The organism is Duganella sp. FT27W (assembly GCF_009295655.1).
GTDB classification, from domain to species: domain Bacteria; phylum Pseudomonadota; class Gammaproteobacteria; order Burkholderiales; family Burkholderiaceae_D; genus Rugamonas; species Rugamonas zoogloeoides.
The window spans coordinates 145840-172286 of the sequence record NZ_WHIV01000005.1 but is presented as its reverse complement, the minus strand read 5'-3'; the positions used below and the strand labels follow the sequence as shown (position 1 = coordinate 172286).

The following is a 26447-nucleotide window of genomic DNA, read 5'->3' as shown; positions in this document are numbered from 1 at the left end:
CAGGAGATCTACAGCAGTTGTTGAATATCGTGAACGATGGCCGCCTGGCCTTTGGCATGCGGCACCATCAGGCGCACCTTGCCATTCTTGTCGAAGATGTAGCTCGCTGCCGTGTGGTCCACCGAGTAATTGGCGGCGTCGGTGCCGGGCACCTTGGCGTAAAAGATCTTGAATTCCTTGGCTACCGCTGCAGTCTGTTCAGGCGTGCCGTACAGGCCGATGAAGCGCGGATCGAAGGTGGGCACGTATTGCGCCAGCAACGGCTGGGTGTCGCGCTCGGGATCGACGGTGACAAACAGCACCTGCACCTGGTCCGCCCTGGGACCGAGGGTTTTCATCACGCCGGCCATCTCGGCCATGGTGGTGGGACACACGTCGGGGCACTGGGTAAAGCCGAAGAACATCACCACCACCTTGCCCCGGAAGTCGGCCATGGTGCGCGGCTTGCCGGTATGGTCGGTCAGCGCGAAGTCTTTCGCAAAGGCGGCGCCGGTGATGTCGACATTCTGGAACGACTGCGAAGACGATTTTTCGCTACAGCCGGTCAGCAACATGGAAACGGCCAGCACGGCCGAAGCGAACAGTTTCTTCATATTTTGATGTAGTGGTCCACCAGCAGCGCCGCGAACAGCAAGCCCAGGTACATGATCGACCAGGCGAACGCCTTGCGGGCCACCTGGTCGGAATAATGGCGATAAATCTTCCACGAGTGATGCAGGAAGACCGCATTGAGGATGATCGCAGAAACCAGGTAAATCAGTCCGCTCATTTGCACCACGTAAGGCAGCACGGTGGTGGCGGCCAGCGCGATCGAGTACAGCCACACGTGGAACTGCGTGTATTCCATGCCGTGCGTGACCGGCAGCATCGGCAGGCCCGACTTGGCGTAGTCGTCGCGGCGGTACAGCGCCAGCGCCCAGAAATGCGGCGGGGTCCAGACGAAAATGATCATCACCAGCAGCCACGCTTCGGCCGGTACTTCGTTGGTCATCGCGGCCCAGCCCAGGGCCGGCGGCATGGCGCCCGACAGGCCACCGATGACGATGTTCTGCGGCGTGGCCGGTTTCAAGATCATCGTATAAATCACGGCGTAGCCGACAAAGCTGAAGAACGTGAGCCACATGGTGAGCGGATTGACCAGCGCATACAAGATCCACATGCCGGCGCCGCCGATCAGCAGCGCGAATAACACGGTTTCGCCCACGGTCACGTCGCCCATGGCGTTCGGACGGCGCGCGGTGCGGGCCATGCGCGCGTCGATTTCGCGCTCGGCCAGGCAATTGACCGCAAACGCCGCGCTGGTGAGCAGGAAAATGCCCAGCGTGGCGGGCACCGCCACGCGCCAGTCCGGTATCCCGTCCGTCGCCAGGAACATGCCGATGATGGCGCAAAACACCGCCATCTGGGTGATGCGCGGCTTGGTCAGCGCCCAGAACTGCGAGGCGCGGCGGGAAGGTTTGGTCAGAGTATGCGTGGTCATGATGTCATTTCGAAGCGCTTAGCCAGAAGGCAAGCTATTGCTGCTTCAACGGTGAATGGTGCGATAAACCAGCACCCGAAGCTGCTTTTTTAGCAAGATCGTGCTGGAATTTAGCCTTGTAGTTTAACACGGTCAGCAAAAGTACCAGCAGCGCCGCACCGGCGTTGTGCAATACGGCAATGGTCAGCGGGAAGCTGAAGTAGATCGTTGCCAGTCCGGTGGCAACCTGCGCGGCCAGCACGATGGCGATGTAGCGCGCGGTTTTGTGCAGGACAACATTACCCCACGCGCGCCACGCAGTGTAGCCGGCCACCAGCGCCACGATGAAGCCCGCATTGCGGTGTACCCAGTGGATCGCCGTCAGCGCCGCAAACGGAATGTAATGGCCGGCAGCGGTCTTGCCCAACTCGCGCCACAGCGTAAAGCCGTGTTCGAAATCCATCTCCGGCACCAGTTTGCCGCCGCACAGCGGGAAGTCGGTGCACGCCAGCGTGGCGTAGTTGGTGCTTACCCAGCCGCCGAGGGCGATCTGTACCACCAGCAATACCGCCGAGATGCCGGCCAGCCAGCGGATCTTGCGCATCGCAGTGGGCGAGCCGGACAAGGTGCGCACCGGGGAAATCAGCTGGTTCTGGCGGCCGCCGTACCACACCAGCAGCGCCAGCAAGCCCATGCCCAGCAGCAGGTGGATGGTGACGATCACCGGTTGCAGCTTGAGCGTGACTGTCCAGGCGCCGAACGCCCCTTGCAGGCAGACAAAGAAGAACAGGAAGGTCGGCATGCCCGGCTTGTACTCGGGCCGGGTGCCCTGCGACTTGCGCCACTGGTACCACGCCTGCGCCATCATCGCCACGATCAGCACGCCGATGGCCATGGCCAGGTAGCGGTGGATCATCTCGATCCAGGCCTTGGCCACGGTGACCGGGCCGGTGGGGTTCAGGGTTTCGGCTGCCACAATGTCCGCGTGCGCCAGGAACGGGTTGGCGGCGCCGTAGCAGCCGGGCCAGTCCGGGCAGCCGAGGCCGGAATCGGTCAAGCGCGTAAACGCACCGAACACGATCAGGTCGAGCGTGAGAAACACGCTCACCCAGATCAGCTTGCGGTACTTGTTGGCGTCGGACGACGTCCATACCAGCGACAGCGGCAGCAGCGCCACCAGCAGCGCCGTGATGGCCATTTGAGCGAGAGTCAGGTGCATCGTATTCTTTATCCTATGGCAGAAGCTTTAAGCAGTTTGGCGATGTCCTTGTGGACCTTGCCCGCCTTGGCGGTGTCGCTGGAGACGGCGCCTTTCGGGAAGCGCATCATCAGGTTGCCCAGCGGGTCGATCAGGTACACGTAGTCGGCGGCGCGCTCGCCCTGCTCCACCGGCAGCCATTTGGCAACCACCGCAGCCGGCGCGCGCAGCATGTGGGTGCCGTCGTTGACGCGCATGATCATGGTCTCGAGCGGCTGCTCGTCGGTGATCAGCCATACCCGTTCGACCCGGTCCATGGCCTTGCCCTGCATGGTGCGCAGCTGGCGCATGGCAAACAGCTGGTCCTGGCAGTCCTGCTGGCAGTCCGACGGTCCCACCTTGAGCATCACCCACTTGCCGCGATAGTCTGCCAGCGTGGCCGGGCTGCCGTCGAGCTGTTTGCTGGCCATCGACGGGATCGGATACTGGCGCGCATCGAGCAGGGTGCCGTAGTTGGTCTCGCCGCCCTTGGGCTTGACCACGTAATACATGAAGTACGACGCCAGCAGCGGCGCGGCGCACACGGCGATCACCGCCAGCAGCTTCCAGCGTCCGCGCGCCGTTTGTTTAGTGTTTGCCTGATTTTCCACGTCTGAATCCGTTCACGACAAAAAAGATGACCGCCATCGCCGCCAGCGCATACCACTGGAAGGCGTAGCCCTGGTGTTTTTCGGGATTCATGCCCGAAGCCGGCCATTCGCGGCCCATGCGCAGGTCGTCGCCATACGGGCGCGCCGGCGTGCCTTGCTGCAGTACGAACGGTTGCATGGTCAGACCGCTTGCTTTGGCCACTTGCAGCGGGTCGGCGTTTTGCACGATGGCGCCGGGCGCCACGGCGGGCCCCGCGCCCAGTTCCATCACGTGGCCCGAGTGCAGGCGCGCCACGCCGTCCACCGTGACGGTGCCCGTTGGCGTATTGAACGCGGGCAATTTGTCGCGCGCCAGCGGATCGCGCGGCAGCCAGCCGCGCTGCACCAGCACGTGCATGTCCGAGCCGTCGATTTTAAACGGCATCAGCAGGTACACGCCGGCGCGGCCCTGGTACGGACGGTTGTCGAGGTACAGCGGCCAGTCCTGGACGAAATGGCCGGTGGCGCTGACGCGGCGGTATTCCACAGCGGCTGCGGCCAGCGGCGCCCCGGTCAGCGCCAGGGGTGCGGCGGCGGCGCCGTGGTCGAGGCGCGCCCGGGTGGCGATTTTCTCGTCAGCGCGGCGTTCCTGCCAGTTGCCCAGGGCGATGCCCAGCGCCACCACCAGGACCGTGGCGATCAAGGGAATCAATTTAAATCGGAAGGCAATCGGCATTACAATGAAGCCTCACTCATCTCGCTGCCCTGTCATGAAAATTGTCGTCGCCATCGCGTTCGTCCTGATCATCGGCAGCCTCGGTTCCGCGCTGTTCTTCCTCATGCGCGACAAGGGCAAGAGCAACAACACGGTCCGCTCGCTGGCGGTGCGGGTGGGCTTGTCGATCACCCTGTTCGTGATGATCCTCGTGGCTTACAAGCTCGGCTATATCCAGCCTACCGGCCTGCGCTGATCCTTATTTACAGCACCAGAAAAAACGGCCGCACCGGACATTCCCGTGTGCGGCCGACAGCATTATAGCGCCGATGTTTGGGGTATGTTCACAGCCAGTAGATCACCACGTACAGGCCCAGCCACACCACGTCCACGAAGTGCCAGTACCATGCCGCCCCTTCGAAAGCGAAGTGGTTGTCAGGTGTGAAATGTCCTTTTAATACCCGGTATAACACCACCGACAGCATGATTGCGCCCATCGTCACGTGGAAGCCGTGGAAGCCGGTCAGCATGAAGAAGGTCGAGCCGTAGATGCCGGATGTCAGCTTCAGGTTCAGTTCGCTATACGCGTGGATGTATTCATAGACCTGGAAGCCCATGAAGGTGGCGCCCAGCAGCACGGTGGCAAACAGCCAGATTGCCGTCTGCGCGCGGTGGCCGGCGCGCAGCGCGTGGTGGGCGATGGTGAGCGTCACGCCCGACGTCAGCAGCAAGGCGGTGTTGATGGTCGGGATCGGGAACGGTCCCATGGTGCGGAACTCGTCGACGGTACCGGCCGGGCTGGCGCCACCCCAGTGCGCGGCAAAGTCGGGCCAGATGAATTTATGGTCGATGTCGCCCAGCCACGGCATGGAAATCACGCGGGCGTAAAACAGCGCGCCGAAAAAGGCGCCGAAGAACATGATCTCGGAAACGATGAACCACGCCATCGACCAGCGGAACGAGTAGTCGATGCGCTGGCTGTACAAGCCGCCCTCGGATTCACGGATGGCATCGCCGAACCAGAAGTACAGCACCGCGATGATGCCGGCCAGGCCGACCATGTTGACCGGCATGCCCCACGCCACATCGTTGACCCACGCCGAGGCGCCGGCCATGGTGACCAGCAGCGCGATACCGGCCAGCAGCGGCCAGCGCGACGGCCCCGGCACGAAGTAATACGGTGCTGCGGTATTGTGTGCGCTCATCTCGATCTCCCCTGTCATTTTGTAAGGATTATTTTGCTACCGCCCACTGCACGGCCAGGATCAGCAGCCCGATGAACAGGGCCACGGCGATCAGCGCCGCGATCACGATGTGCACCGGGTTGAGCCGGGCGTCATCGTTGTCGAAATCACTTTTGCGGCGCAGGCCGAAGAACGACCACACCACCGCTTTCAACGAATACCAGAACGACGCCGGCTGCTTGTCCATCTAGTTCGCCGCCGTCTTGTCCATGCCGCCCACTTCGAAGAACGTGTACGACAGGGTGATGGTCTTGACGTCGCGCGGCAGCTTGGGGTCGATGTAGAACATCACGGGCATCTGCCGCGCTTCGTTCGGCTTCAATGCCTGCTGCTTGAAGCAGAAGCACTCGACCTTTTTAAAATGCTGCATGGCGTTCTGTGGTGCGTAGCTCGGTATCGCCTGCGCCGCCACGTCGCGGTTCTGGGTGTTGACCACCTCGTACGTCACCGTGGCCAGTTCGCCCGGGTGCACCGTCATCGATACCACCGTGGGCCGGAAGCGGTACGGGCCCTGGCTGTTGGCGTCGAACTCGATGGTGATGCTGCGGGTGGCGTCCACCTGCGTGTTCTGGTCGTATTCGACCGTGCCGTCCTTTTGCGTGAGCACGTTCAGGCCCAGCGCTTCGCAGATCTGGCGGTAGAACGGGTTCAAGGCATAGGCAAAGCCGAACATCACCACGGCCGTGACCAGCAGCTTGCCGAGCAAGGTACGATTCAATCCGGAGGCGCCGGTTTTCTTCATGTCAGCTCAGCCAGATACGCTTGACGAACACCGACAGGAAAAACAGCACCGCCAGTCCGGCCAGCCACAGCGCCATGCGCACATTGTTGGGCTTTTTGTTCATTTGAATTGCGGTGGCGTTTCAAACGTATGGAACGGCGCCGGCGACGGCACGGTCCACTCGAGGCCCTCGGCGCCCTCCCACGGCTTGGCTTCCGCTTTCTTGCCGCCGCGAATGGTCGGGATCACCACGCCGAACAGGAAGAACACCTGCGACAGGCCGAAACCGAAAGCGCCGATGGTGGCGATCATGTTGTAGTCGGTGAACTGCGCCGAGTAATCGACATAGCGGCGCGGCATGCCGGCCAGGCCCAGGAAGTGCATCGGGAAGAACGTCACGTTGAACGAAATCAGCGACAGCCAGAAGTGCGCCTTGCCCATGGTTTCGTTGTACATGTGGCCGGTCCACTTGGGCGACCAGTAGTAGAAGCCGGCAAATAGCGCGAACAGCGAACCGGCGACCAGCACGTAGTGGAAGTGCGCCACCACGTAATACGTATCCTGCAGCTGGATGTCGATCGGCGTGACCGCCAGGATCAGGCCGGTAAAGCCGCCGATGGTGAACACGAAGATGAAGCCGACCGTAAACAGCATCGGCGTCTCGAACGTCATCGAACCCTTCCACATGGTGGCGATCCAGTTGAACACTTTAACGCCGGTGGGCACCGCGATCAGCATGGTGGCGTACATGAAGAACAGTTGCGACGTCACCGGCATGCCGGTGGTAAACATGTGGTGGGCCCACACGACAAACGACAGGATCGCGATCGACGCAGTGGCATAGACCATCGATGCGTAGCCGAACAGCTGCTTGCGTGCAAACGCGGGCAGGATCTGCGAGACGATGCCGAACGCCGGCAAGATCATGATGTACACCTCGGGGTGGCCGAAGAACCAGAAAATATGCTGGTACATCACGGGGTCGCCACCGGCGGCCGCGTTGAAGAAGGTGGTGCCGAAGTGGCGGTCGGTCAGGGTCATGGTAATCGCCCCGGCCAGCACCGGCATCACCAGGATCAAGAGGTAGGCGGTGATCAGCCAGGTCCAGCAGAACATCGGCATTTTCATCAGCGTCATGCCCGGTGCACGCATGTTGAGGATGGTGACGATGATGTTGATCGAGCCCATGATCGACGAGGCGCCCATCAGGTGCATGGCGAAAATCGCCATGTCCATGCCCGGTCCCATCTGGGTGGACAGCGGCGCGTACAGGGTCCAGCCGGCGGCCGTGGCGCCACCCGGCACCAGGAACGACGTGGCCAGCAGCAGCGCGGCCGGCGGCAGCAGCCAGAACGAGAAATTGTTCATGCGCGCAAACGCCATGTCGGACGCGCCGATCTGCAGCGGTATCATCCAGTTGGCGAAGCCCACGAAGGCCGGCATGATGGCGCCGAACACCATCACCAGGCCGTGCATGGTGGTCAGCTGGTTGAAGAACTCGGGCTGGAAGAATTGCAGGCCGGGCTGGAACAGCTCGCTGCGGATCATCAGCGCCAGCACCCCGCCCGACAGCAGCATCACAAACGAGAACCACAGGTACAGCGTGCCGATGTCCTTGTGGTTGGTGGCGAACAGCCAGCGTTTCAGGCCGGTCGGATGGTCATGGGCGTGATCGTGCGAGTGATCGTGGCCGTGATCGATGGTGCTTGTGCTCATTGTGTCTCCTGCTGTTCTGCTGGATTTATTTACGTGCAGCCACGATTTCGGCCGGTTGGACGATGTTTTGTTCTGGCTTGTTCGACCAGCTGTTGCGGGTGTACGTGATCACGGCCGCGATTTCGGTGTCGGACAGCTGCTTCCACGCCGGCATTTCGGCGGGATATTTACCGCTCTTCTGGCCATTGAGCAGCACGTGGATTTGCGCTGCCTTGTCGCCGTTGACCACGGCCGAGCCGTCCAGCGGCGCGAAGGCACTGGGCACGCCCTTGCCGTTGGCCTGGTGGCAGACCGCGCAGTTGGCGGTATAGACTTTTTCGCCGCGCGTTTTCAGCTCGTCGATGGTAAAGGTTTTGTTCGGATCGTCGGCCAGCGCCGCCATTTCCTTTTTCTTGCCATCGACCCAGGCTGTGTAATCGGCGTCGGACACCACGCGCACGACGATCGGCATGAACGCGTGCTCCTTGCCGCACAGCTCGGAGCAATAGCCGCGATAGGTGCCGGTGTGTTCAGCCTTGAACCAGGTGTCGCGCACGAAGCCGGGAATCGCATCCTGCTTGACGGCAAACGCGGGGATCGACCACGAGTGGATGACGTCGGCGGCGGTGGTGACGATGCGGATCTTTTTATGGACCGGCACCACCATCTCGTTATCGACGTCCATCAGGTACGTGTCGCCACGCTTTTCGGTGGGGGCAAAGCCGGGCGCACCCACTTGCGCGCGCGGCGTGGCCAGGTTGGACAGGAAGGAAATGCCGGTGCCCTCCCCGCTCAGGTAGTCGTAGCCCCACTTCCATTGCATGCCGGTGACCTTGATGGTGATGTCGGCATTGCTGGTGTCTTTCATGCCGACCACGGTGCGGGTGGCGGGCAGCGCCATGCCGATCACGATCAGGAACGGCACCACGGTCCAGGCGATTTCGACGGCGGTCGATTCGTGGAAGGTGGCCGGTTTGTGGCCCAGCGATTTGCGGTGCTTGAAGATCGAGTAGAACATCACGCCGAACACGGCGACGAAGATCACCAGGCACACGACCATCATCCACGTGTGCAGGTCGTAAACCTCGGTGGCGATGCGGGTGGCGGGCGGCTGCAGGTTCAGTTGTTTTTCAATCGGACCGCCGGTGCCGCCGGTGGCCGGGCCGTACGTTCCGGCGGTTTCCGCTGCCCTCGCTGCAATACTGGCTGCCGTCATCGTAAAGCCGAGCATGAACGATGTAAGTCGCTTCGCAAGTGTCATGTTTTCCCCAACAAACCCAAGTGTAATTATTTTGTAACGACCTGGATTCCGGTAAACCAAACCCGCGTCGCTCCTTAAACAACTTCAGGTCCCGTTTGCACACTGCCGGGACTCTGAAGCCTTTGTCTCCATCCCCTACGTCACAGCGTGCTGCGAGAGAACAATACAAAAGCCTGATGCTGCTTAAATCAACTGCTCGCTTCGTTTCAATTGGTGCCCGGATAACGGCTTTGCCCATGATTCACAGGCAAAGTTGGTTATTGATTATATAGAACAAAAACCACGCACATCAACAAATAAACGATTTTGCAACTCTGTTGTCCCCGGGACGCATTTTGCTTGCGTCCAAGGCGTGATCGCGCTATGTGCGACCTTTAATTCTTCTTGCGCGGCAGGTCGAAGCGGATGATCGCCTCGCCCTTGGACGTGGTGCGCGGCGCCGGCCGGAACGCGTGGCCGTAGATCACCTCGAACGTCAGCGCCAGCTTGCCGTCGGGCCAGCGCTGGCGTTCCAGCGCCGCCAGCATGCGCTGCCAGGCCTGCTTGCCCATCAGCCCCTGGCTGCGCGTACCGAGCGGATTGCCGCCCAGCGCGCGCACGTCGGCCAGCAGCGCTTGCGCCGTGTCGTACGTGACCGTGATCACTTCCATGTCGAGCACCGGCGTGGAAAACCCCACTTCCACCAGCTGGTCGCCGAAGTCGTGCATATCGACAAACGGCAGCACGTGCGGCGCCAGGTCGGCCTCGGCAAACGCCGTGCGCAGCTCGCGCAGGGTGTCGGGCCCGAAGCACGAAAACATCAGCAGGCTGTTGACCCGCAGCACCCGGCGCCATTCGGCAAACACGCGGTCGGGCTGCGGATGCCAGTGCAGCGCCAGGTTGGACCACACCAGGTCGATCGAGTTCGGCGCCAGCGGCAAATCGGCAAAATCGCCGCACAGCAGGTCGATGCCGGCCTTCAACGGCAGCAGCTTGGACAGCAGCTGGTTCAGCGACGACTGCCTGGCGCCCTGGCTGCGCACGGCGCGCAGCGGCGCCTCGGCCGCATCGACGCCGAGAATCTGGGCGGCAGCGTACATTTTTTGCAACACACCAAGGTCGGCGCCGTCGCCGCAACCGGCATCGAGCACGCGCAAGGGCGCGATTTTAACCAATTCCAGCCGGTCCACCATCCGCGAGGCAATTTCCCGGCGCAAAAAATCGGCGGGGCGGGTGCGGTCGAGACGGGAAAACAGGGCGCGCACATGATCGAGATCAATCGGAGCGCTGAGTTTGGGCGGGTTGGCAGGCACGTGCATATATGGTTGACAGTTGGGTTCCACCTGCGATGGGCCGTGCCGGATGACGCCAGGCGGCCGCAGGTTGATGCGATAATGTCGGCAGTGTACATGGTTGGCGCCCGGCTGGCCGCCATGGGCCGCGTTTTTTGGGAAACATGGCATGAATGGCAAGCTGATCCGGCGAGCGCTCCACCTGCTGTTGCCCACCTCGTGCGCGCTGTGCGGCGCCGGCAGCGACGACACCCTGTGTGCGGCCTGCGTGGACCAGTTTTTCGGTACCGCTGCCGCCGTGCCGCGCTGCCCTTGCTGCGCCAATCCGGTCGTGGCTGGCGCCACGCTGTGCGGCCACTGCATCGCCGCGCGGCCCGCATTCGACCGCACCGTGGTCGCTTGCGACTACGCGCTGCCGGTCGATCAACTGGTGCTGCAGCTGAAATTCGGCCACCGGCTGGCCCTCGCGGCGCTGATGGCGCGGCGGCTGGCGGTCGTGGTCGCGGCGGCAACTGCGGCGGACGGCAGTCCCGGCGCCCTGCCCGATCTGCTATGCCCGGTGCCGCTGGGCCCGCGCCGGCTGGCGCAGCGCGGCTACAACCAGGCGCTGGAAATTGCCCGGCCGCTGGCGCGCAGCCTGGGCGTGGCGCTGCATGCCAGGCTGGTGGCGCGTATCCGCGAGACAGCCGCGCAAAGCAGCGTGGCGCCCGAGGACCGGCGCGCCAATATCGCCGGCGCGTTTGCCGTGCCCGCCCCGGCGCTGGCACTGCTACGCGGCCGCCATATCGGCGTGGTGGACGATGTGATGACCAGCGGCGGCACGCTCGACGAAATGGCGGCCACCCTCAAGCGCCACGGCGCAGCGCGCGTGAGCAACCTGGTGTTCGCGCGCACCCCGCCCCATTGAATTTTTGAAGGAGAACAAAGTGTTTCACGTCGTACTGGTCCACCCCGAAATTCCGCCCAATACGGGCAACGTCATCCGCCTGTGCGCCAATACCGGCGCCCAGTTGCACCTGATCGAGCCGCTCGGCTTTCCGCTCGAAGATTCCAAGCTCAAGCGCGCCGGCCTCGACTACCACGAGTACGCGAAAATGAAGGTGCACGCCGACTGGCAGTCGTTCTGCGCCGACCTGCAACCGGACCCGTCGCGCATGTTCGCCATGACCACGCGCGGCTCGTCGCCGTTCGCGGACGCCAGCTTCCGGCCGGGCGATGTATTCGTGTTCGGTTCGGAAACCGCCGGCCTGCCGCCCACCCTGCGCGACAACTTCCCCGCCGAACAACGGATCCGCCTGCCGATGCGGCCCGACAATCGCAGCCTCAACCTGTCCAATACCGTGGCAGTGGTCGTTTTCGAAGCCTGGCGCCAAAACGGCTACGCCGGCGGCGTCTAGCGCCTGACAACACCGCCATAGCGGCGTTGCAGCTCCTTGCCGTACTAGCGTACTGTCTTCGTCGCTGCGCCTTGCTCTGGCGGCGTTCTCAGGTGCTATTACCAGCCAATACGGCGAGGAGTTGCAACGCCATGGAGGCTTCGTCAGGCGCTCGCATTTCGGCGGGATGTGGAGGCGCGCAGGATGAGTTGCGGTTCGATCATGCCGGTCTCCGGCTCCGGCTTGCCATCGATGGCGGCGATCAGTTTTTCCATTGCAGTCGCCCCCATCCGCTCGCTTTGCATATCGACCGTGGTCAGTGCCGGCGACGTGTACTGACCGTACGAGATATTGTCGAAGGCCGCCACCGACAGGTCGTCCGGCAGCGAAAAGCCCAGGGTTTGCGCTGCCTTCATGAAGCCCAGCGCCATCAAGTCGTTGTAGCAGATCAGCGCATCGGGCGGATTGCCGCCCAACAGGATCGCCGAGCACACGCGTTCGCCCTCGGCCGAGGTGGGCGTGCCGCCCTCGTACACATCCAGGTCCAGGTCATGTTCGGCCAGGCACGCGCGGATGGCGTCGAGCCGGTCGTGGTCGCGCCGGGCGCGGGCAAAGCGCAGGTAGGCGAACCGGCGGTGCCCGAGCGACAGCAGGTGCCGCGCCAGCATGGCGGCGCCGCGCGTATCGTCGCTGCTCACCCACTGCAAGGGCAGCCGCGTGGGCCGGCCGAAGTACACCAGCGGCTTGCCCAGGTCCATCAGCCAGTCCATCTCCGACTCGACCATGCGCGAAAACAGGATCAGGCCATCGACGCGGCGGCTCAGCGCCTCGACCAGCGGCCGCTCGCGGTCGGCGTTTTCTTCGGTATCGACCAGCAGCAAGGTGTAGTTATGGGCCAGGGCCACGCGGTTGGCGCCCTTGACGATGCTGGTGAAATGGGGATTGTTGATGTCGAGGATGGACAGGCCGATGCTGCGCGTGCGGCCCGTGATCATCGACTGCGCCAGCGGATTGGACCGGTAGCCCAGCTTGGCGATCACTTCCTTGATGGTGGCTTCGACTGCCGGTGAGAACCGTTGCGCGCCGTTGACGAACTTCGACACGGTGGCGGTCGAAACACCGGCGGCGGCGGCCACGTCACGGATGGTTGCTACGTTTTTTTTCATTGCAGGCAGGAAGTGGGCGCGTGATCGATCGTGGCAACGATCTTAGCACGCGCCCAAGGTGCTTCAAGCCTTACAGATCGGTAATTTCCTTGTGGCGCGGCACCAGGATTTTCATGACGGTCCACGCTGCCAGGTAAGCCACGGCGCAAATCGCGAACATGATCATGTAACCGGTGTAGATATCGTTGACGGCCTTGTAGTGATCGAACACCCAGCCGCCCAGCTTGGTCAGCAGCACGCCGCCGATACCGCCGGCCATGCCGCCGATACCGACCACCGACGCCACCGCTTTTTGCGGGAACATGTCCGACACGGTGGTAAAGATGTTGGCCGACCAGGCCTGGTGGGCCGAGGCGCCGATACCGATCAGGATCACGGGCACCCAGAAGCTGATCGAACCGAGCGGTTGCGCCAGCAGCACCAGCAGCGGGAACAGCGCAATCACGAACATCGCCCGCATGCGGCCGTCATACGGCGCATAACCACGGGCCATGAAGTAGCTGGGGAACCAGCCGCCGCCGATCGAACCGATCATGGTCATACTGTAGAGCACGGCCAGCGGCACGATGATGGCGTCGCCTTTCATGCCGTACTGGGCCGACAGATAGGTTGGCAACCAGAACAGGAAGAACCACCACACGCCGTCGGTCATGAACTTGCCGAAAGCAAAAGCCCAGGTCTGCGGGTATTTCAGCAGCTGGAACCACGAGGTTTTACGGGCGGCAGCGGCCGACGCTTCCTCGGTGGTTTCGGTTTTGACCACCTGGTCGCTGCGGATATAGGCCAGTTCGGCAGCGCTCATGCGCTTTTGCTGTTCCGGCTTGTCGTACAACCACAGCCACAGCGCCATCCAGAAGAAGCCGACCGCGCCGATGATGATGAACGCCCACTGCCAGCCCCACACGGAAGCGATCAGCGGCACGCTGATCGGCGCCAGGATCGCACCCACGTTGGCGCCGGAATTGAAGATACCGGTGGCGAACGAGCGCTCTTTCTTGGGGAAGTATTCGGCGGTGGCCTTGATCGCGGCCGGGAAGTTACCGGCCTCGCCGATCGCCAGCACTGCACGCGACACCATGAAACCGATAATCGACGGTACCACCACCAGGCCGAAGGCGCCGGCCACCACGGCAATGCCCTCGCCCATCGGCACCGCAAACGCGTGCAGGATGGCGCCGAGCGACCAGATCACGATCGCCACGACATACGCGGACTTGGTGCCGATACGGTCGACCACGCGACCGGCCAGCAGCATCGAGACCGCGTAAACGAACTGGAACGCGGCAGCGATATTGGCGTAATCGGTATTGGTCCAGCCGAATTCCTTGGACAGGTCCGGCGCCAGCAGGCTGAGCACCTGGCGGTCGAGATAATTGATGGTGGTGGCAAAAAACAACAAGGCACAGATGGTCCACCGGTATTTACCGACGGCCTGGCCGACTGACTGCGGGTTGACGGGCTCGCTCAGATTCATGGCATCACTTTGTATTATGTTTATGTTGATGATCTCTCTGTCTCCACGAGATCATGTCATATGTCATCGTACAACCATCAAAGTTGTGAAGCAAGAAAAAAGAAGTGGCTGCTCAGAGGCAGCCACCAAATGATCAAATCGTTGCGCGAAGCGTGTTTTTATGCCGCTGCCGCCATCCTCGGGCGGGCCAGCAACAAGGCGACCAGGCTGATCACCGCCGCCCCACTCAAGTAGTAGCCCACGTACTGCAAGCCATAGTTGGTGGCCAGCCAGGTAGCGATGTACGGTGCCAGCGAGGCGCCGAGTATGCCCGCCAGGTTGAAGGTGAGCGAAGCGCCGGTGTAACGCACCTCGGCCGGGAACAGCTCGGACAGGATGGTGCCCAGCGGACCGTAAGTCAGCCCCATCAACCCCAGGCCCAGCGACAGGAACACCGTCACCTGCGCGGTGCTGCCCGAGCCGAACAGCGGCGCCAGCGCCAGCCCGAAGATGGCGATCGCCGCCGAAATCCAGATCAAGGTGCGGGCGCGGCCATGGCGGTCGGCCCACACCGCCGCAACCGGAATTGTCAAGCCGAAGAACAGCACCGCAAACAATTGCTGGATCAGGAAATCCTTGCGCGAGAAGTGCAAGGCGGTCGTGCCCCAGCTCAGCGCGAACACCGTCATCAGGTAAAACAGCACGAAGGTGGCCAGCGCGATCAGGGTGCCCAGCACCAGCATGGCGCCATGGTCGCGGAACACCGTCACCACCGGCACTTTGACCCGTTCGTTCTTTTCCAGCACTTTCTGGAAGTCCGGCGTCTCGTGGATTTTCAGGCGCACATACAGGCCCACGATGACCAGCAGCGCGCTGGCCAGGAACGGGATGCGCCAGCCGTAGGCAAAGAATTCGGCATCGGTCTGCACCTCGGTGAGCAGCAGGAAAATGCCGCCCGACAGGAAGAAGCCGATCGGCGCGCCCAGTTGCGGGAACATGCCGTACCAGGCGCGCTTGCCCGGCGGCGCATTCTCGGTGGCCAGCAGCACCGCGCCGCCCCACTCGCCGCCCAGGCCCAGGCCCTGGCCAAAGCGGCACAGCGCCAGCAGGGCCGGGGCCCAGGTGCCGATGGTGGCATACGTGGGCAGCAGGCCGATCACCACCGTCGAGAGCCCCATGGTCAGCAACGCCGCCACCAGCGTGGCCTTGCGGCCCACGCGGTCGCCGAAGTGGCCGAACACGGCCGAACCGATCGGCCGCGCAAAGAAGGCGATGGCAAACGTGGCCAGCGACTGCAAGGTGGCGGCGGCGGGGTCGGCGGCGGGGAAGAACAGCTTGGGGAACACCAGCACGGCAGCGGTGGCGTAGATATAGAAATCGAAGAATTCGATGGTGGTGCCGATCAGGCTGGCGAACAGCACGGTGGCCGGCTTGTTGGTCTGGGCCGGTTTGGACGGACTCATGCGTAAAGCTCCTGCAAATAAACGGTGCGGCCCATCATACACACGCCATTGGCAGGATGCCAAGCAAAGACAGCGGCAGCAGGTAGTACTGCTTAGAGAAACCTCACCCCTTGGGATCGATCTGTTGCAAACCGTCCGCGATCGCGGCCGCTTCCAGCGGGCGCACCACGCGCGCCACTTCCACGCCATCCTTGAGGAAAATCAGGGTGGGCCACAGCTTGACGCGGAACGAGCGGCCCAGCGCACGGCCGGGGCCGTCTTCGACCTTGTAGTGAGTCAACTGCTCATGACCGGCAAACGCCTGCGCCAGCGGCGCCTGGGCGGCCTGGCAGTGGCCGCACCAGTTGGCGCCGAACTCGAGCAGGACTGCGCCCGGCAGAGCATCGATCTCGGCGCGCTGCGGCGCCTCGGCTTGGTAGTGTGTTTTCATTTTTTCCTGAATTTGGCGCAGGGATCGGGACGTTCCTGCGTGCTCAGCGCATAGGTTTGATCATAGCGGCCGGCATGGTCGCCCGGCTCAACGTAGCCTTCGGCGCGCACCGTCAGTATAGGCTCGATCAGGTTAAGCCAGCGCGCGACGCCGATATCCTTGCGCACGTGGCCGTTGCCGGCGATGAGCACCACGTCGCGCGGGCGCTGGTCGCGGATGATCTTGGCCATCCACAGATCGCGCGCCAGTTGGGCGTTGACCATGCCATCGACCATCATGGCCGGCAACATGCCGCAATGGCCGGCTTCGATTTCATGCTGCTGGGCGGTGCGCAGGTCGGCCGGGATAGCCTGGTCCAGGCGGTAGTCCTTGATGCTTTGCGGGTCGAACGTGGCCTGGATGCCGTCGCGCACCACGCGCGAAGCGTCGGCGCGCGACAGGTTGCCCGCCACCAGCGGCAAGTGGTACGTGAGCGCCAGCTGGATCACCGGATAGTACAACTGCCAGTCCCAGCGCGGGCCGTGGACCAGCTGGATCACGCACTGGGCGTCGAGGCAGCCCTTTTGCGCCTGGTCGAGCACATCCTGGTTTTCGCGGTCGAACTGCTCCATCACGATGGCCGGGCGCCAGCCCGCTTCCACGCGCTGGCGCAGCAACTCGTAGCGCAAACGGTGGCCTTGTCGGTTGTCATGCACTTCGCCCAGCAGCAGCACCTGGGGATTCGCGCCCTGCGGCGCCGGCGCAGCCTCAGCGGCAGGGACGGCGGCGGCGGGCCTGGCCCCGCCCGCGCAGCCGCTCAACAGTGCGAGGGTGGCCAGTGCGCTGGCGCCACACATGAATCGGAGTCTGTACATCATGGGATATCGCCCCTTGCATGCTAATTGGTTGATTTGATGGATTTAATTTATGGCGCACTGCGCGCAGCGTTTGACACTGTTGGTGCAGTGCAATAATAAATTTCTATTGAATAAACTAAAATAGCAATATGTTATGAATTGTGGTTAAATACCAGTTCGGTCAGTTGTCAATCCGATCTGGCGCAAAAATTATACGGATAACGCATTAAATTGTTGTTAAGCCGGGCGCCCAGTACAGTTTCAGGAGTGTCATGTGAAAATTTTATCGTTGTTGAGCACCACCATCTTCGCGCTGTGTCTGTGTGGTGCTGCCGCCGCAGCCACCGCCACGCCTGACGCACTCGCAACATCGGCCTTCCACGAATGTACGGCAGATGCCCCGTGCGACAAGCTTGCACAGCAAGAAGGCCAACCGGCTGCGCAGGACCGGCAACCGGTTGCCAAGGTCGAGGAAGCACCGCTGCCGGTGCCGGAACTGCAAACCTCGCTGATGTTCATGATGGGGTTGCTGGTCCTGGGCGTGACCTCGCGGCGCCGGTCGTCGGAACGTTTCGACCGCTGAGCGTAGCCTGCTTCACCGACATCCCGCCTGGTGCGGGATTTTTTTATTCCGGCGCGGCCGGCGCCACCGGTGTCACGCACGGCATGCGCAGCGTAAAGCTGGCGCCCTGCCCCAGCACGCTGGCCACCGTGATGGTGCCGCCGAACTGCTTGGCCATCAGGTTGAACACGATGTTCAGTCCCAGGCCGGTACCGCCCTGGCCGCGCCGGGTGGTGACGAACGGGTCGAAGACCTTGTCGATCATGTCCGGAGCGATGCCCTTGCCGTTGTCGCTCACCTGCATCTCGATCCAGTCGCCCTGGCGCGCCACCCCGATCGTGATGCGCCCTTCTTGTTCCGCCTCGAACGCATGTTCCACGCAATTGAGCGTCAGGTTGGTGAGCACCTGGGCCAGCGCGCCGGGATAGCTGTCGAGCATCAGGTCGGGGGGGCAGGCGATGCTGACCGTGATCCGGGTCTTCTTGAGCTTCGGTTGCAGGCTCGACACCACCTCGTTGATATAGTCGCGCAGCTCGAAGCGGCGCCGCGCCTCGCTCACCTGGTCCACCGCGATCTGCTTGAAGCTGTGGATCAGGTGAGCGGCGCGGTAGGCGTTGTTCATGATCAGGCGCGTGCTTTCGGCGGCGGTGTCCAGGTAGCGGGTGATGTCCGATTTCTTGACCGTGCCTTCGGCCACCGCCGCGTGGACCTTCTCGGTCGCCTCCATCAGCACCGAGGCGCTGGTGAGCGCGATGCCCACCGGGGTGTTGATCTCATGGGCCACGCCGGCAACCAGGCCGCCAAGCGATGCCAGCCGCTCGGCCTGCAGCAACGACTCCTGCGCGCGCCGCAGTTCGTCCAGTGCGCGGGTAGTGGCCAGGGCGGCCTGGCGCGCCTCGTCCTCAGCCTCGCGGATGCGCTGGATATTCGATTTGACCTTGCGCTGGATGGCATTGAAGCCACGGATCACTTCGCCCAGCTCGTCGCGGCGGTTGTCGGGCAACTCTTCGACCTCGTCGCTGTCGCGGGTGGCCAGGTCGAACAGGCCGTCGCGCAGGCGCTTGAGCGGGTGGAACACGATGCGCAGCGACAAGGCCAGCGCCGCCACCAGGATCAGGTCCAGCAGCAACACTTCAATCACCTTGCGCCGTACCTCGGCCGCCAGCGTGGCCTCGATCTGGGCGCGGCTGAAATTGACCACCACCCGGCCCACGATCACCGGCTTGAGCGCGGCGCCGGCGCCGCCGGAATCGCGGTAGGCCAGGTCGGCCACCACCGGCGTACCACCCACGGCGGCATCGGTTTCGATCGGCACCAGGGTGCCGTCCTCACGCCGCAGCCGGCCGGAGAACAGCCCGACCGACGTGTCGTACACACGGATCGAGACCAGTTCGGGCGGCATCATCTCGGCAGCCACGATGTTATCGACCTTGGCCTTGTCCAGGTCCCACAGCGCCGAAGGCAAGCTCGTCTGCAGGCGCGCCAGCACGCCCTGGCGCAGCCGCTGGCTGCCGGCCTCGAGTTCCTGGGACAGGCTGTGCTGGGCGTAGGTGCCGGAAATGCCGAGCACCAGGGTAACGATCACCACGAACAGCAGCGTCAGGCGGCCTTGAATGCCAAACATCGAATTTAACCTCCCTTACGCTGATTTAACGGCAACAAGCCAATGTAAGGTAAGCAATGCATCTTGGCAAGCAAGGCTTGGCCGCCTCCCCCGTGCGTGATAACCGCAACACTGGCCGGCGTTGCAGACTCAGGACGTTCTCAATGGTAATATCGACCAAAACAGGGATCTTCGGGAGACGGCAATGACGGGAAATTATCATCAACTGGCGCTGGCCGATGTGCGGCCGGGCATGGTCCTGTCGGACGTGCTGCTCGACGTGCAGGGCCAGGTCCTGCTGCCGCAAGGCGCGGTGCTGACCGAAGCCATGCTGGCGCTGATGCCGCGCCATGGCATCGAAATGCTGCCGGTGGAAGCGGGCGAAGCGTCGCCCGAGGAAACCGCAGCGACCCGCCAGCACCACGAGGCGCGCATCGCCCACCTGTTCCGCAAGACTGATGCCGACGCTGGCGACGACTGGGCCACCAGCCTGCTGCAACGCTTCGTGCGCGATTTCCGCCTGGGCCGCCAGGAGCACGACCATGAGTAATACCGTCAGCTACGACGACGTGGTGCGCAACCTCGACGACCTGCCCTCGCTGCCGGCGGTGGTCATGGAGCTGCTCAACAGCATCGACCAGGAAGACGTCGATATTTCCGTGCTGGCCAAAAAAGTGTCGCACGACCAGGCACTGACCGCCAAGACGCTGCGCCTGGCCAATTCGTCGCTGTACGGCCTGCAAGTGAAAGTGACGACCATCCAGCAGGCCATCACGTACCTGGGCTTCCAGACCACCCGCAACCTGATCACGGCTGCCGCCGTCACCGGCTACTTCGCCCAGGGTCACTGCCCCGGTTTCGACGACAAGGCGTTCTGGCGCCATTCGATCGCCACCGCCGCCTGCGCCAAAGTGCTGGCGCGGCACATGCGCTTCAACCAGGATTACGCGTTTACGGCCGGACTGCTGCACGATATCGGCCGGCTGGTGCTGGTGTCATGCTTTCCGAACCAGTATTCGATGACGATTGCTTACCGCGAAGAACACGACTGTTATTTGCTGGCGGCGGAGCGCCAAGTGCTGGGCGTGGACCACGTGCAGGCGGGCGTGGCGCTGGCCGAACACTGGAATTTCTCCGATACCATGCGCCAGGCGATTGCCTACCACCATACCCCGGAAGTGCCGGGCGCGGGCTTTTTGGCCACCATCATCCACGTGGCGGATGCAATCGTGCACGCGCTCGACCTGGCGCAGGTGCAGGACGACCTGGTGCCGCAAGTGTCGAACGTGGCGTGGACGGCGCTGGGGTTAGACGAGGAAATTTATTTGCAGATATTCCGCGAGACGGAATTGCAATACGAAGAGATTTCGATGGTGTTGCTGAGCTGAAGCTGTCGTACTAAAGGCCGCGGCTCCCTGCCGTGCCGGTCAGAAACCGGCGCGACAGGTGCGGAGCGCGGGGCGCATTAGTGATGTGCTACGTTTCCGGCCGAAGCCTTGTCGTTGCTGCTGCGGTCTTCAGGCTTGGGACGGCCCTGGGCGTCGGACAGGCGGTACTTGGTGCGGCGGTCGCCCATCAGGTCGCGCAGGTCGCGGATGCTCATGCCGGTCACTTCGTGCATGCGGATCAGCAGCGAAGCGCCGACCGGCAGGCGGTGGTGGCGGATTTTGCTGATGACCGGCGGCGCCACTTCCAGCAGGCGCGAGAGCGCGGCGTCGTTTTTCAGTTGCATCTTGCCCAGCAGAATGTCGAGCAGGTGGTTGGGGTTGTAGCTTTCCTGCGATGCGAGTGCGTGGTGTGCCATGATGTGTCCTCGTTGGTTGGGTGAACAGATATTGCTGGTCCGAACTTAAGGAAAACTTAGAGTTTTCAATAATTAACAAATGGACTTTTCAGACTTTTCTGTGAATTGCTTTTAAAGCAATATTATTCTATGCGCAAAAGCCGGGCTGTCCGATAGACCGCTCGAAGCAAGATTGTGCGGCATCAATCGCCATGTAGAAAACATGGCAACCATGCCATTCCAACACAGCGGGCGGCTGCGTGGCGCACGCAAGGGCGGCGGCCGGTCGTTTTACGCTAAACTAACGGTTGCGCGCACCGGCGCCCCATCCTCCATAAAGCCCAACGCCATTGAAAACCAAGACCCCAGTTCAGCCGCACTACTTCGTCCCCGAGCCGCTCGATAACACGCGCCTGGCCCACCTGTGCGGCCCCCTCGACGAAAACCTGCGCCAGATTTCGGCGGCGCTGGACGTCACCATTTTCCGGCGCGGCGAGAAATTCATCGTCAGCGGCTACAACGCCGAACGCGCGGTGCAAATCCTCGAAAAGTTCTACGCCATCGCCAACAAGGTGGTGCCGATCGAGGAAGTGCAACTGGCGCTGGTCGAGCAACGCGCCGGCCTCAACGCTGCTGCCGCAGCCGCGTCCGCCGCCATCTCGGATGCGTCCGCACCGGCGAAGGAGGCCGCGCGCGTGGTGGCTGCCGCGCCGTTCGTCGAGCCCGACATCAACAGCCCGGTGCTGAAAACCCGCCGCGCCGACCTGCGCGGACGCACCCCGCACCAGATCCGCTACCTGCGCAACATCCTCGAGCACGACATCAGCTTCGGCGTGGGTCCGGCCGGCACCGGCAAAACCTACCTGGCCGTGGCCTGCGCGGTCGATGCGCTCGAACGCGACGCCGTCAAGCGCATCATCCTCACCCGCCCGGCCGTGGAAGCGGGCGAACGCCTGGGCTTCCTGCCCGGCGACCTGACCCAAAAAGTCGATCCGTACCTGCGCCCGCTGTATGACGCGCTGTATGACCTGCTCGGCTTCGACCGCACCCAGAAGATGTTCGAGAAACAGGTGATCGAGATCGCCCCGCTGGCGTACATGCGCGGGCGCACGCTCAATCATGCGTTCGTCATCCTCGACGAGGCGCAGAACACCACGGTCGAACAAATGAAGATGTTCCTCACCCGTATCGGCTTCGGCAGCAAGGCCGTGGTGACCGGCGACGTCACGCAAGTCGACTTGCACAAGAGCCAGAAAAGCGGCCTGGTCGATGCAGTCCAGGTGCTCAAGGACGTGCGCGGCGTGGCCTTCAGCCATTTCACCAGCGAAGACGTGGTGCGCCACCCGCTGGTGGGGCGGATTGTCGATGCCTACGAGACCGCGCAAAACCACGAGGCGGAAATCGCCCCCCTGCTTAAAACCACCGCCCTGAAAAATGTCCGAAAAAAATAATCCGCAGTCACTGACGCTGTCGGTGCAATATCCCGACCCGCGCCTGAAAACCCTGGTCACCCGTGCCAAGCTCAAGCGTTGGATCGGCGCCGCGCTGTTCGCGCCGGCCGAGCTGACCATCCGCTTTGTCGATGCCGACGAAGGCCGCACCCTGAACCGCGACTATCGCGGCAAGGACTACGCCACCAACGTGCTCACGTTCGCCTACAACGAAGGCGAAGAATTGCCGGACGATGCGCCCACCGTGGCCGACATCATCCTGTGCACCGACGTGCTGGAGCGGGAAGCCGCCGAACAGAACAAGACGGTGGAAGAACACACGGCGCACCTGATCGTGCACGGCGTGCTGCACGCCCAGGGCTATGACCACGAGGACGACGAGGAAGCGACCGAGATGGAAACGCTCGAAACGGAACTGCTGGGAACGCTCGGTTTTGCCGATCCCTATGCCCAGGAGAAGACCGGTCAACAGTAGGAACTTCCGCGAACATGACTGGTTTTTTTGACAAAAGCCTCTGATCGACACCATTTGGTGTATCCTATACCCCTTCAAAACAATGGCTCACGCCTACTATGCAAGAGCACTCTAGTGGCGTCAAAACTGACGCCAAACCCCATCGGTCGCTGTTTGAACGCCTGACCGCCTTTATCTCCCCCGAGCCCGAGAACCGCGCGGAACTGCTCGAGGTTCTCCATGACGCCCACGAACGCAACCTGATCGACGCCGACGCCTTGTCGATGATCGAAGGCGTGTTCCAGGTGTCCGACCTGTCCGCCCGCGACATCATGGTGCCGCGTTCGCAAATGGACGTGATCGACATTTCCCGCCCGATCGAAGAATGGATGCCGATCGTGCTGGAAACCGCCCACTCGCGCTTCCCCGCCATCGAAGGCGAGCGCGACAAGGTAATCGGCATCCTGCTGGCCAAAGACCTGCTGCGCTACTACGCCGAAGAATCGTTCGACGTGCGCGCCATGCTGCGCCCGGCCGTGTTCATCCCCGAATCGAAACGCCTCAATGTGCTGTTGCGCGACTTCCGCGCCACCCACAACCACATGGCCATCGTGGTCGATGAATACAGCGGTGTCGCCGGCCTGATCACCATCGAGGACGTACTCGAGCAAATCGTCGGCGATATCGAAGACGAGTACGACTTCGACGAGGAAGAGGACAACATCCTGTCGATCAAGGAAGGTCCGCGCGGACCACGCTGGCGCGTCAAGGCACTGACCGAGATCGAGCAATTCAACGAAGAGCTCGATACCGAACTGCCGGACGACGATGTCGACACCATTGGCGGCCTGGTCGCCAAGCACCTGTCGCGCATGCCACACAAGGGTGACGTCTTCAATTACCAGGGCTTGCGCTTCGAAGTCCTGCGTGCCGACGCCCGCCAGATCCACGTGCTGCTGGTGGAAAAACTGCCACCGGCCCCAAGCGACAGCGACGTCCTGTAATGCGCTTTCGCCGCGCCGATCCCAACGCCCCACCCAAGCCACAGCGCAGCACCCAGGGCCGCATGCTCGTCACGGCCCTGGCCGGCGCGCTGTGCGTGCTGGGCTTTGCGCCGTTCGGCTGGTGGCCACTGGAAATCCTGGGCCTGGCCACCCTGTTCTACCAGGTGCTGCGCAGCAGCAGCGTCAAAGCTGCCGGCCTGATCGGTTGGGCGTTCGGCTTCGGCTGGACCGCTGCCGGCGTCCACTGGCTCTACGTTTCCCTGCACGACCACGGCGGCATGGCCGCACCGCTGGCGGCGGTCGCTGTCGCCCTGCTGGCCTGGGCCATGGGCTTTTACGTGGCGCTGGCCATGGGCACGGCTGCCTGGCTGCGCAAAAAATGGGCGCTGCCGCTGCCGGCCGCCAACTTGCTGCTGCTGCCGGCCTTGTGGGCGCTGTTCGAGTGGCTGCGCGGCTGGCTGTTTACCGGTTTTCCGTGGCTGTCGTCGGGCTATGCTCACAATCACAGCCCTCTTGCAGGTTTCGCGCCCATCGTTGGCGTGTATGGCCTGGGCTGGCTGGCGGCGCTGATCGCCGGCGCTTTGCTGCTGGTCTTCCACCGCACCCGCCTGCGCGCGCTGGCCCTGGTGGTGGCGGTGTCGGTGGTTGGCGTGGGCCTGAGCTTTATCACCTGGACCCACCCGCAAGGCAAGCCGATCTCGGTACGCCTGATCCAGGGCAATGTGCCCCAGGCAGAAAAATTCGACGGCGCGCGCGTGGCGGCCGTGATGCGCCAGTACCAGGACGCGATTACCGCCGCGCCGGCCGACCTGATCGCCACGCCGGAAACGGCCATCGTCATGCTGCCGCAGCAACTGCCGCCCGACTACCTGCCCGGCCTGGCGCAGTTCATGCACCAGACCAATAGCAACCTGATCCTCGGCATCCCGATGGCCGACAGCCGCACCGCGTATTTCAACAGCGTGCTCGGCATCGCCGCCAATCCGGGCGCGGCGCAGGTGGCTGGCGGCTACTACCGCTACGACAAGCACCACCTGGTGCCGTACGGCGAGTTCATTCCGTGGGGCTTCCGCTGGTTCGTCAACCTGATGTCGATCCCGCTTGGCGACCAGACCAGTGGCCCGGACATCCAGCCCGCGTTTGCCATCCGCGACCAGCTGGTGCTGCCCAATATCTGCTACGAGGACTTGTTTGGCGAGGAAATCGCCGCGCAACTGAATACCCCGGCGCAGGGCCAGCAGCCGGCCACCATGCTGCTCAACGTCTCGAACCTGGCCTGGTTTGGCGACACCATCGCCATCCCGCAGCATTTGCAGATCTCGCAGATGCGCACGCTGGAAACGGGACGCCCGATGCTGCGGGCCACCAATACCGGTGCCACCGCCATTATCGATGGCCGCGGCGTCGTGCGCGAACAGCTGGCGGTAAACACCACCGGCACGCTGGCCGCCAACGTCCAGGGCATGGCGGGCACCACGCCGTACATCGTGCTGGGCAATAAACTGTTCCTGGCGCTGGCGCTGCTGTCATTGGGCGGGGCGTGGCTGTGGGCAAAACGGTCACGGGCGGCGAAAAACGCCGCCGCCGCAGCGTAAGAGCCGATAGTTTGGCGCCAGCCCCCGTAAAACCCGCTAAAATTGCTCCTTTAGTGAAACTGCAACCCGCGCGCCCGCCCACCTGGCGCGCCCTAGACCACACACGATGCTGACATTCCAACAAATTATCCTGACCTTGCAAACCTATTGGGACCAGCAAGGTTGCGCCCTGCTCCAGCCATACGACATGGAAGTCGGCGCCGGCACGTTCCACACCGGCACCTTCCTGCGCGCGATCGGCCCCGAGCCATGGCGCGCCGCCTATGTGCAGCCGTCGCGCCGTCCCAAGGATGGCCGCTACGGCGAAAATCCGAATCGCGGCCAGCACTACTACCAGTACCAGGTAGTGATGAAGCCGGCGCCGGAAAACATCCTCGACCTGTACCTCGGTTCGCTGGCTGCGCTGGGCCTGGACCTGAAGCAGAACGACGTGCGCTTCGTGGAAGACGACTGGGAGTCGCCAACCCTGGGCGCCTGGGGCCTGGGCTGGGAAGTGTGGCTGAACGGCATGGAAGTGACGCAGTTCACCTATTTCCAGCAAGTGGGCGGCCTCGACTGCAAGCCAGTGCTCGGCGAAATCACCTACGGCGTCGAACGCCTGGCGATGTACCTGCAGGGCGTGGAAAATATGTACGACCTGGTGTGGACCACCTGGGAAGAAAACGGCGCGGCCGGCGAACCGGTGACGAAAACGCTGAAATACGGCGACGTGTTCCATCAAAATGAAGTGGAGCAGTCGGCCTACAACTTCGAGCACTCGAACACCGATCTGCTGTTTGCCCAGTTCAACAACCACGAGTCCGAAGCCAAGCGTCTGATCGAAGCGCAGCTGACCTTGCCAGCCTACGAGCAGATCATGAAGGCGTCGCACAGCTTCAACCTGCTCGACGCACGCGGCGCCATTTCCGTGACCGAGCGCGCGGCCTACATCGGCCGTGTACGCGCCCTGTCGCGCCTGGTCGCGCAAGCATATTACGAATCGCGCGAACGCCTCGGTTTCCCGCTGGCCCCTGCCGCTGCCGCTGCCGTTGCTGACACTGCCACTGCCACTGTCGCCGAATAATCAGAATTGAATAAC

Annotated in this window: 30 protein-coding genes; 11 read left to right on the top strand and 19 right to left on the bottom strand. The window is 62.8% G+C overall.

The window, feature by feature from the left end; all coding sequences use genetic code 11:
* Window positions 1-8 precede the first annotated feature (8 nt).
* The 5 genes from F8197_RS22795 to F8197_RS22775 are packed head-to-tail and all read right to left on the bottom strand — an operon-like array spanning window position 9 to window position 4022.
* Window positions 9-593: an SCO family protein gene (locus F8197_RS22795; RefSeq protein ID WP_152883833.1), complete on the bottom strand. Its 585-nt coding sequence runs from the start codon at window positions 591-593 to the stop codon at window positions 9-11.
* Window positions 590-1480, bottom strand: coding sequence for a heme o synthase (gene cyoE, locus F8197_RS22790; RefSeq protein ID WP_152883832.1), 891 nt, complete (start codon window positions 1478-1480; stop codon window positions 590-592). Before cyoE ends, F8197_RS22795 begins: the two co-directional genes overlap by 4 nt.
* 34 nt (window positions 1481-1514) lie before the next feature.
* Window positions 1515-2678, bottom strand: coding sequence for a heme A synthase (locus F8197_RS22785; RefSeq protein ID WP_227012376.1), 1164 nt, complete (start codon window positions 2676-2678; stop codon window positions 1515-1517).
* Between the two features lie 8 nt (window positions 2679-2686).
* Window positions 2687-3307, bottom strand: coding sequence for an SCO family protein (locus tag F8197_RS22780; RefSeq protein ID WP_373996947.1), 621 nt, complete (start codon window positions 3305-3307; stop codon window positions 2687-2689).
* Window positions 3285-4022, bottom strand: coding sequence for an SURF1 family protein (locus F8197_RS22775; RefSeq protein WP_152883830.1), 738 nt, complete (start codon window positions 4020-4022; stop codon window positions 3285-3287). Before F8197_RS22775 ends, F8197_RS22780 begins: the two co-directional genes overlap by 23 nt.
* Before the next feature lie 34 nt (window positions 4023-4056).
* On the opposite strand from F8197_RS22775, the gene F8197_RS22770 reads away from it, so the two are divergent.
* The gene (locus tag F8197_RS22770) at window positions 4057-4257 is read left to right on the top strand and encodes a twin transmembrane helix small protein (protein WP_056137660.1); all 201 of its coding nucleotides are present in this window, start codon (window positions 4057-4059) and stop codon (window positions 4255-4257) included.
* 88 nt (window positions 4258-4345) lie between these two features.
* On the opposite strand, the gene F8197_RS22765 is transcribed toward F8197_RS22770, so the two are convergent.
* From F8197_RS22765 to F8197_RS22740, 7 genes are all read right to left on the bottom strand, one after another.
* Complete coding sequence (locus F8197_RS22765) at window positions 4346-5206, bottom strand: cytochrome c oxidase subunit 3 (protein WP_152883828.1); 861 nt, start codon at window positions 5204-5206, stop codon at window positions 4346-4348.
* A gap of 28 nt (window positions 5207-5234) precedes the next feature.
* Window positions 5235-5432 (bottom strand): DUF2970 domain-containing protein, encoded by a 198-nt coding sequence (locus tag F8197_RS22760; protein ID WP_056137662.1) that lies wholly within the window; start codon window positions 5430-5432, stop codon window positions 5235-5237.
* The gene (locus F8197_RS22755; RefSeq protein ID WP_152883826.1) at window positions 5433-5987 is read right to left on the bottom strand and encodes a cytochrome c oxidase assembly protein; all 555 of its coding nucleotides are present in this window, start codon (window positions 5985-5987) and stop codon (window positions 5433-5435) included. It abuts the gene before it with no gap.
* A 1-nt stretch (window position 5988) separates the two neighbouring features.
* Window positions 5989-6090 carry a cytochrome oxidase small assembly protein gene (locus F8197_RS28985; RefSeq protein ID WP_227012375.1) on the bottom strand — a complete coding sequence of 34 codons (102 nt, stop codon included), beginning with the start codon at window positions 6088-6090 and terminating at the stop codon, window positions 5989-5991.
* The gene (ctaD, locus tag F8197_RS22750) at window positions 6087-7682 is read right to left on the bottom strand and encodes a cytochrome c oxidase subunit I (protein WP_019921378.1); all 1596 of its coding nucleotides are present in this window, start codon (window positions 7680-7682) and stop codon (window positions 6087-6089) included. The genes F8197_RS28985 and ctaD overlap by 4 nt, the downstream gene beginning before the upstream one ends.
* Before the next feature lie 25 nt (window positions 7683-7707).
* Window positions 7708-8892: a cytochrome c oxidase subunit II gene (gene coxB / locus F8197_RS22745; protein ID WP_373996979.1), complete on the bottom strand. Its 1185-nt coding sequence runs from the start codon at window positions 8890-8892 to the stop codon at window positions 7708-7710.
* 404 nt (window positions 8893-9296) lie between these two features.
* Entirely contained in the window at window positions 9297-10220 is a 924-nt protein-coding gene (locus F8197_RS22740; RefSeq protein ID WP_152883822.1) for a methyltransferase domain-containing protein, read from the bottom strand.
* 142 nt (window positions 10221-10362) lie between these two features.
* Between F8197_RS22740 and F8197_RS22735 the strand changes: the two genes are divergently transcribed.
* Entirely contained in the window at window positions 10363-11100 is a 738-nt protein-coding gene (locus F8197_RS22735; RefSeq protein WP_152883820.1) for a ComF family protein, read from the top strand.
* Between the two features lie 19 nt (window positions 11101-11119).
* The gene (gene trmL / locus F8197_RS22730; RefSeq protein ID WP_373996946.1) at window positions 11120-11590 is read left to right on the top strand and encodes a tRNA (uridine(34)/cytosine(34)/5-carboxymethylaminomethyluridine(34)-2'-O)-methyltransferase TrmL; all 471 of its coding nucleotides are present in this window, start codon (window positions 11120-11122) and stop codon (window positions 11588-11590) included.
* 143 nt (window positions 11591-11733) lie between these two features.
* Here trmL and F8197_RS22725 read toward each other — a convergent pair whose 3' ends face one another.
* The 5 genes from F8197_RS22725 to F8197_RS22705 all read right to left on the bottom strand — a co-directional run bounded on the left by F8197_RS22725 (window position 11734) and on the right by F8197_RS22705 (window position 16938).
* Window positions 11734-12735: a LacI family DNA-binding transcriptional regulator gene (locus F8197_RS22725; protein WP_152883817.1), complete on the bottom strand. Its 1002-nt coding sequence runs from the start codon at window positions 12733-12735 to the stop codon at window positions 11734-11736.
* Window positions 12736-12805: 70 nt separating this feature from the next.
* Window positions 12806-14209 carry an MFS transporter gene (locus F8197_RS22720; protein ID WP_152883815.1) on the bottom strand — a complete coding sequence of 468 codons (1404 nt, stop codon included), beginning with the start codon at window positions 14207-14209 and terminating at the stop codon, window positions 12806-12808.
* Between the two features lie 158 nt (window positions 14210-14367).
* A complete protein-coding gene (locus F8197_RS22715) occupies window positions 14368-15651 on the bottom strand; it encodes an MFS transporter (RefSeq protein WP_056137669.1) in 1284 nt (427 codons plus the stop codon).
* A 103-nt stretch (window positions 15652-15754) separates the two neighbouring features.
* Window positions 15755-16081 carry a thioredoxin family protein gene (locus F8197_RS22710; protein WP_152883814.1) on the bottom strand — a complete coding sequence of 109 codons (327 nt, stop codon included), beginning with the start codon at window positions 16079-16081 and terminating at the stop codon, window positions 15755-15757.
* Entirely contained in the window at window positions 16078-16938 is an 861-nt protein-coding gene (locus F8197_RS22705; protein ID WP_227012374.1) for a ChaN family lipoprotein, read from the bottom strand. Before F8197_RS22705 ends, F8197_RS22710 begins: the two co-directional genes overlap by 4 nt.
* 253 nt (window positions 16939-17191) lie before the next feature.
* On the opposite strand from F8197_RS22705, the gene F8197_RS22700 reads away from it, so the two are divergent.
* Window positions 17192-17500: a hypothetical protein gene (locus F8197_RS22700; protein ID WP_152883813.1), complete on the top strand. Its 309-nt coding sequence runs from the start codon at window positions 17192-17194 to the stop codon at window positions 17498-17500.
* 43 nt (window positions 17501-17543) lie between these two features.
* Here F8197_RS22700 and F8197_RS22695 read toward each other — a convergent pair whose 3' ends face one another.
* Window positions 17544-19103 carry a sensor histidine kinase gene (locus tag F8197_RS22695; protein ID WP_152883811.1) on the bottom strand — a complete coding sequence of 520 codons (1560 nt, stop codon included), beginning with the start codon at window positions 19101-19103 and terminating at the stop codon, window positions 17544-17546.
* A 184-nt stretch (window positions 19104-19287) separates the two neighbouring features.
* On the opposite strand from F8197_RS22695, the gene F8197_RS22690 reads away from it, so the two are divergent.
* Window positions 19288-19632: a hypothetical protein gene (locus tag F8197_RS22690; RefSeq protein WP_152883809.1), complete on the top strand. Its 345-nt coding sequence runs from the start codon at window positions 19288-19290 to the stop codon at window positions 19630-19632.
* The gene (locus F8197_RS22685) at window positions 19625-20470 is read left to right on the top strand and encodes an HDOD domain-containing protein (RefSeq protein WP_152883808.1); all 846 of its coding nucleotides are present in this window, start codon (window positions 19625-19627) and stop codon (window positions 20468-20470) included. The genes F8197_RS22690 and F8197_RS22685 overlap by 8 nt, the downstream gene beginning before the upstream one ends.
* Window positions 20471-20547: 77 nt before the next feature.
* Here F8197_RS22685 and F8197_RS22680 read toward each other — a convergent pair whose 3' ends face one another.
* Entirely contained in the window at window positions 20548-20886 is a 339-nt protein-coding gene (locus F8197_RS22680; RefSeq protein ID WP_019921364.1) for a hypothetical protein, read from the bottom strand.
* 329 nt (window positions 20887-21215) lie between these two features.
* On the opposite strand from F8197_RS22680, the gene F8197_RS22675 reads away from it, so the two are divergent.
* The 5 genes from F8197_RS22675 (at window position 21216) to glyQ (ending at window position 26432) form a co-directional block, all read left to right on the top strand.
* Window positions 21216-22316: a PhoH family protein gene (locus tag F8197_RS22675; protein WP_152883806.1), complete on the top strand. Its 1101-nt coding sequence runs from the start codon at window positions 21216-21218 to the stop codon at window positions 22314-22316.
* Window positions 22300-22791, top strand: coding sequence for an rRNA maturation RNase YbeY (ybeY, locus tag F8197_RS22670; protein WP_152883804.1), 492 nt, complete (start codon window positions 22300-22302; stop codon window positions 22789-22791). Before F8197_RS22675 ends, ybeY begins: the two co-directional genes overlap by 17 nt.
* 98 nt (window positions 22792-22889) lie before the next feature.
* Window positions 22890-23774 carry an HlyC/CorC family transporter gene (locus F8197_RS22665; protein WP_152883803.1) on the top strand — a complete coding sequence of 295 codons (885 nt, stop codon included), beginning with the start codon at window positions 22890-22892 and terminating at the stop codon, window positions 23772-23774.
* A complete protein-coding gene (gene lnt / locus F8197_RS22660; RefSeq protein WP_152883801.1) occupies window positions 23774-25369 on the top strand; it encodes an apolipoprotein N-acyltransferase in 1596 nt (531 codons plus the stop codon). Before F8197_RS22665 ends, lnt begins: the two co-directional genes overlap by 1 nt.
* Window positions 25370-25475: 106 nt before the next feature.
* Window positions 25476-26432, top strand: a complete 957-nt coding sequence (glyQ, locus tag F8197_RS22655) for a glycine--tRNA ligase subunit alpha (RefSeq protein ID WP_152883799.1) — start codon at window positions 25476-25478, stop codon at window positions 26430-26432.
* Window positions 26433-26447 lie beyond the last annotated feature (15 nt).

Coding starts and splice junctions, on each gene's coding strand:
- F8197_RS22775 (WP_152883830.1), bottom strand. CDS start 4,022: ATGCCGATTGCCTTCCGATTTAAATTGATTCCCTTGATCGCCACGGTC.
- F8197_RS22725 (WP_152883817.1), bottom strand. CDS start 12,735: ATGAAAAAAAACGTAGCAACCATCCGTGACGTGGCCGCCGCCGCCGGT.
- F8197_RS22720 (WP_152883815.1), bottom strand. CDS start 14,209: ATGAATCTGAGCGAGCCCGTCAACCCGCAGTCAGTCGGCCAGGCCGTC.
- F8197_RS22795 (WP_152883833.1), bottom strand. CDS start 593: ATGAAGAAACTGTTCGCTTCGGCCGTGCTGGCCGTTTCCATGTTGCTG.
- F8197_RS22710 (WP_152883814.1), bottom strand. CDS start 16,081: ATGAAAACACACTACCAAGCCGAGGCGCCGCAGCGCGCCGAGATCGAT.
- F8197_RS22685 (WP_152883808.1), top strand. CDS start 19,625: ATGAGTAATACCGTCAGCTACGACGACGTGGTGCGCAACCTCGACGAC.
- F8197_RS22760 (WP_056137662.1), bottom strand. CDS start 5,432: ATGGACAAGCAGCCGGCGTCGTTCTGGTATTCGTTGAAAGCGGTGGTG.
- F8197_RS22690 (WP_152883809.1), top strand. CDS start 19,288: ATGACGGGAAATTATCATCAACTGGCGCTGGCCGATGTGCGGCCGGGC.
- F8197_RS22765 (WP_152883828.1), bottom strand. CDS start 5,206: ATGAGCGCACACAATACCGCAGCACCGTATTACTTCGTGCCGGGGCCG.
- coxB (WP_373996979.1), bottom strand. CDS start 8,892: ATGCTCGGCTTTACGATGACGGCAGCCAGTATTGCAGCGAGGGCAGCG.
- ybeY (WP_152883804.1), top strand. CDS start 22,300: ATGTCCGAAAAAAATAATCCGCAGTCACTGACGCTGTCGGTGCAATAT.
- F8197_RS22705 (WP_227012374.1), bottom strand. CDS start 16,938: ATGATGTACAGACTCCGATTCATGTGTGGCGCCAGCGCACTGGCCACC.
- F8197_RS22695 (WP_152883811.1), bottom strand. CDS start 19,103: ATGTTTGGCATTCAAGGCCGCCTGACGCTGCTGTTCGTGGTGATCGTT.
- glyQ (WP_152883799.1), top strand. CDS start 25,476: ATGCTGACATTCCAACAAATTATCCTGACCTTGCAAACCTATTGGGAC.
- ctaD (WP_019921378.1), bottom strand. CDS start 7,682: ATGAGCACAAGCACCATCGATCACGGCCACGATCACTCGCACGATCAC.
- F8197_RS22740 (WP_152883822.1), bottom strand. CDS start 10,220: ATGCACGTGCCTGCCAACCCGCCCAAACTCAGCGCTCCGATTGATCTC.
- F8197_RS28985 (WP_227012375.1), bottom strand. CDS start 6,090: ATGAACAAAAAGCCCAACAATGTGCGCATGGCGCTGTGGCTGGCCGGA.
- lnt (WP_152883801.1), top strand. CDS start 23,774: ATGCGCTTTCGCCGCGCCGATCCCAACGCCCCACCCAAGCCACAGCGC.
- F8197_RS22665 (WP_152883803.1), top strand. CDS start 22,890: ATGCAAGAGCACTCTAGTGGCGTCAAAACTGACGCCAAACCCCATCGG.
- F8197_RS22715 (WP_056137669.1), bottom strand. CDS start 15,651: ATGAGTCCGTCCAAACCGGCCCAGACCAACAAGCCGGCCACCGTGCTG.
- F8197_RS22680 (WP_019921364.1), bottom strand. CDS start 20,886: ATGGCACACCACGCACTCGCATCGCAGGAAAGCTACAACCCCAACCAC.
- cyoE (WP_152883832.1), bottom strand. CDS start 1,480: ATGACCACGCATACTCTGACCAAACCTTCCCGCCGCGCCTCGCAGTTC.
- F8197_RS22770 (WP_056137660.1), top strand. CDS start 4,057: ATGAAAATTGTCGTCGCCATCGCGTTCGTCCTGATCATCGGCAGCCTC.
- F8197_RS22755 (WP_152883826.1), bottom strand. CDS start 5,987: ATGAAGAAAACCGGCGCCTCCGGATTGAATCGTACCTTGCTCGGCAAG.
- F8197_RS22735 (WP_152883820.1), top strand. CDS start 10,363: ATGAATGGCAAGCTGATCCGGCGAGCGCTCCACCTGCTGTTGCCCACC.
- F8197_RS22785 (WP_227012376.1), bottom strand. CDS start 2,678: ATGCACCTGACTCTCGCTCAAATGGCCATCACGGCGCTGCTGGTGGCG.